The sequence below is a fragment of the Pararhodobacter sp. genome (assembly GCF_036802785.1).
Classification (GTDB): domain Bacteria; phylum Pseudomonadota; class Alphaproteobacteria; order Rhodobacterales; family Rhodobacteraceae; genus Pararhodobacter.
In genome coordinates, this window is record NZ_DAIRVN010000139.1 from 1 (window position 1) to 3676 (window position 3676).

The following is a 3676-nucleotide window of genomic DNA, read 5'->3' on the forward strand; positions in this document are numbered from 1 at the left end:
GCCAAGAGGGGGGCAACGCCCCCCTCCACCGCCTTAACAGAAAACCCCGCCCGGGTCAGGGCGGGGTTCTTTTCAGAACAACAGTGCGACGGTAATCAGCCCGCGGATGAGGCCGGTTCGCGCTTGGTTTCCGAATAGATCATCAGCGGCCGTGCCTCGGATGACACGGCTTCCTCGTTGACGACCACTTCATCGACATTGGTCATGCCCGGCAGTTCGAACATGGTATCCAGCAGGATATCTTCCATGATCGACCGCAGGCCCCGTGCCCCGGTCTTGCGCGAGATCGCGCGCTTGGCGATGGCGCGCAGCGCGTCAGGGGTAAAGGTAAGATCCACGCCTTCAATCTCGAACAGGCGTTGATACTGTTTCACCAGCGCGTTCTTCGGCTCGGTCAGAATGGTGACAAGCGCGTCCTCATCCAGATCGGTCAGCGTGGCGATCACCGGCAGGCGACCGACAAATTCCGGGATCAGCCCGAATTTCAGCAGATCTTCCGGCTCAAGCTGCTTGAGGGTTTCGCCCACCAGCGTCTTGCTTTCGTCCTTCACCTCGGCACCAAAGCCGATCGCGGTGCCCTTGCCGCGCTGGCCGATGATCCGCTCCAGCCCGGCGAAAGCCCCGCCACAGATGAACAGGATATTCGTGGTATCGACCTGCAGGAATTCCTGCTGCGGATGCTTGCGCCCGCCTTGCGGCGGCACCGAGGCGACGGTGCCTTCCATCAGCTTCAGTAGCGCCTGCTGCACGCCTTCGCCCGAAACATCGCGGGTGATCGACGGGTTGTCGGACTTGCGGGTGATCTTGTCGACCTCGTCGATATAGACGATGCCGCGCTGCGCACGTTCCACGTTGTATTCGGAAGACTGCAACAGCTTGAGGATGATATTCTCCACATCCTCGCCCACATAGCCCGCTTCCGTCAGCGTGGTGGCATCGGCCATGGTGAAGGGCACGTCAAGAATGCGCGCCAGCGTCTGCGCCAGCAGCGTCTTGCCGCAGCCGGTGGGGCCGATCAGCAGGATGTTCGACTTCGACAGCTCCACCTCACCGGCCTTACCCGCCTTGCCGGAGTGGTTCAGCCGCTTGTAATGGTTATGCACCGCCACCGAGAGCACGCGCTTGGCGTGCATCTGGCCGATCACATAATCATCCAGAACATTGCAGATCTCGCGCGGCGTGGGCACGCCATCGGCTGATTTCAGCCCGGAACCCTTTGTCTCTTCGCGGATGATATCCATGCACAATTCGACGCATTCATCACAGATGAACACCGTCGGACCCGCAATCAGCTTGCGAACCTCGTGCTGGCTTTTGCCGCAAAAGGAGCAATACAGCGTGTTCTTGCTGTCACTGCCGGAGGAATGAGCCATGCGTTACCTCGTGCTCGTGTTCGGTTCTGGCCTTCTGGCGGGCCTTGAAGGTCAAGGTTAGGCCAGTGTGGCGGCAGGGACAATGCAAAATTTGCACCTGCCGCCCGTGTCATCATTTCTTGTCGGGCTCGGCCTTGCCGCGATTTTCGACGATTTCGTCGATCAGGCCCCAGTCCTTGGCGGTTTCGGGCGTCATGAAGTTGTCGCGTTCCAGCGCCGCCTCCACCTTTTTCAGTGTCTGCCCGGTATGTTTGACGTAGATCTGGTTCAGCCGCTCGCGCAGTTCCAGAATTTCGCGCGCATGGATCGAGATGTCGCTCGCCTGCCCCTGGAACCCGCCTGAGGGCTGGTGCACCATAATCCGCGAATTGGGCAGCGAGAAGCGCATACCCTTTTCGCCCGCGCAAAGCAGAAGCGACCCCATCGAGGCCGCCTGCCCCACAACCAGCGTGCTGATTTTCGGGCGGATATACTGCATCGTGTCATAGATCGACAGGCCGGATGTCACCACACCACCCGGCGAATTGATATACATCGAAATCTCTTTCGACGGATTCTCGGCCTCAAGGTGCAGCAGCTGAGCCACGATCAGGCTGGCCATGCCGTCATGCACGGGGCCGGTGACAAAGATAATCCGCTCCTTCAGCAGGCGCGAGAAAATGTCATAGGCGCGTTCGCCCCGGCTGGTCTGTTCAACGACCATGGGAACGAGGTTCATGTAGGTATCAATCGGATCACGCATGTTCTCGGGCCTTCGTGTGTCTGGGTGGCCTGACCTTAGGGGCCAAACCTTGACCAAGACTTAGCCCGCCGACCACCCCCCCGCAAGAGGTGGGGAACGGAGGAATTTAGCGTTCCGCGCAATCGGCGGGCGGATCGGTGCGGCGCGGCGGCGATCTGGACCTATCAATCATGCCAGACTGGCCCTAAATACTGCCGCGTAAACATGCGAGTTAGCGCATGGACAATCGCCCGCTCCGGGTGTTGGATAAGGTAAGCCCCCGTAAAAGGGCAACGGAAGAGGTCCGAATGTCACGCCAGCCCGTGCTAGAGCTGTCGCCTGCGGTTTCAGACACGCTGCGCAAGACAACCTGTTACATGTGCGCCTGCCGCTGCGGCATCAATGTGCACCTGAAAGCGGGCAAGGTCGCCTATATCGAGGGCAACCGCGATCATCCGGTCAACAAGGGCGTGCTCTGCGCCAAGGGTTCGGCCGGGATCATGCAGCATCTGTCGCCCGCCCGGCTGCGCGCGCCCCTGAAGCGTGTCGGCCCGCGCGGGTCCGGCGAATTCGAGGAGATCAGCTGGGAAGAGGCGCTGGCACTGGCCACCTCGTGGCTCGCGCCGATCCGCGAAACCGCGCCAGAAAAGCTTGCCTTCTTCACCGGCCGCGATCAGTCGCAAAGCTTTACCGGCTGGTGGGCGCAGGCCTATGGCACCCCCAATTACGCCGCCCATGGCGGGTTTTGCAGCGTCAATATGGCGGCGGCGGGTATCTACACCATGGGCGGCGCGTTCTGGGAATTCGGCCAGCCGGACTGGGACCGCACAAAGCTGTTCATGATCTTCGGGGTCGCCGAAGACCATGATTCGAACCCGATCAAGATGGGTCTGGGCAAGCTGAAGGAACGTGGCGCGCGGGTGATTGCCGTCAATCCGGTGCGCACCGGCTACAACGCCATCGCCGATGACTGGCTGGCGGTGACGCCCGGCACCGATGGCCTCTTGATCCTCGCGCTGGTGCATGAGCTGTTCCGCATGGGGCGCATCGATCTGGACTATCTGATCCGTTACACCAACGCGCCGTTTCTGGTGAACGGGGCCGAGGGCGAAACCAAAGGCCTGTTCCTGCGCGACGCCGACGGCAAGCCGCTGGTGATCGACCGCCGCACCGGCCAGCCCGCGGCCTGGGACGCGCCCGGCGTGCAGCCTGATCCGGGCGCCACATGGCAGGGCCACCACACCGTTCTGCACCTGATGGCCGAACGCTACCTCGCGCCTGAAAACGCGCCCGAGGCTGTGGCCGGGCGCTGCGGCATCCCCGCCACACGCATCCGGGCTGTGGCGGCGGAACTCGCGCGCGTGGCATTCGAGGAAGAGATCACCCTCCACCAGCCCTGGACCGATTTTCGCGGCCAAAAGCATGAGAAAATGGTGGGCCGCCCCGTCAGCTTCCACGCCATGCGCGGCATCTCGGCCCATTCCAACGGCTTCCAGACCGCCCGCGCCCTGCATATGCTGCAGATCATCCTCGGCTCGGTCGAGGTGCCCGGCGGCTTCCGCTTCAAGCCCCCCTACCCCAA

Annotated in this window: 3 protein-coding genes; 1 reads left to right on the forward strand and 2 read right to left on the reverse strand. The window is 62.0% G+C overall.

What is annotated here, in order from left to right:
* Nucleotides 1–95 precede the first annotated feature (95 nt).
* Nucleotides 96–1373 carry an ATP-dependent Clp protease ATP-binding subunit ClpX gene (gene clpX / locus V7Q53_RS23235; protein ID WP_333831406.1) on the reverse strand — a complete coding sequence of 426 codons (1278 nt, stop codon included), beginning with the start codon at nt 1371–1373 and terminating at the stop codon, nt 96–98.
* 112 nt (nt 1374–1485) lie between these two features.
* Entirely contained in the window at nt 1486–2115 is a 630-nt protein-coding gene (locus V7Q53_RS23240) for an ATP-dependent Clp protease proteolytic subunit (RefSeq protein WP_333831407.1), read from the reverse strand.
* A gap of 287 nt (nt 2116–2402) precedes the next feature.
* Between V7Q53_RS23240 and V7Q53_RS23245 the strand changes: the two genes are divergently transcribed.
* The coding region (locus tag V7Q53_RS23245; protein ID WP_333831409.1) for a molybdopterin-dependent oxidoreductase at nt 2403–3676 on the forward strand (1274 nt) is incomplete at its 3' end.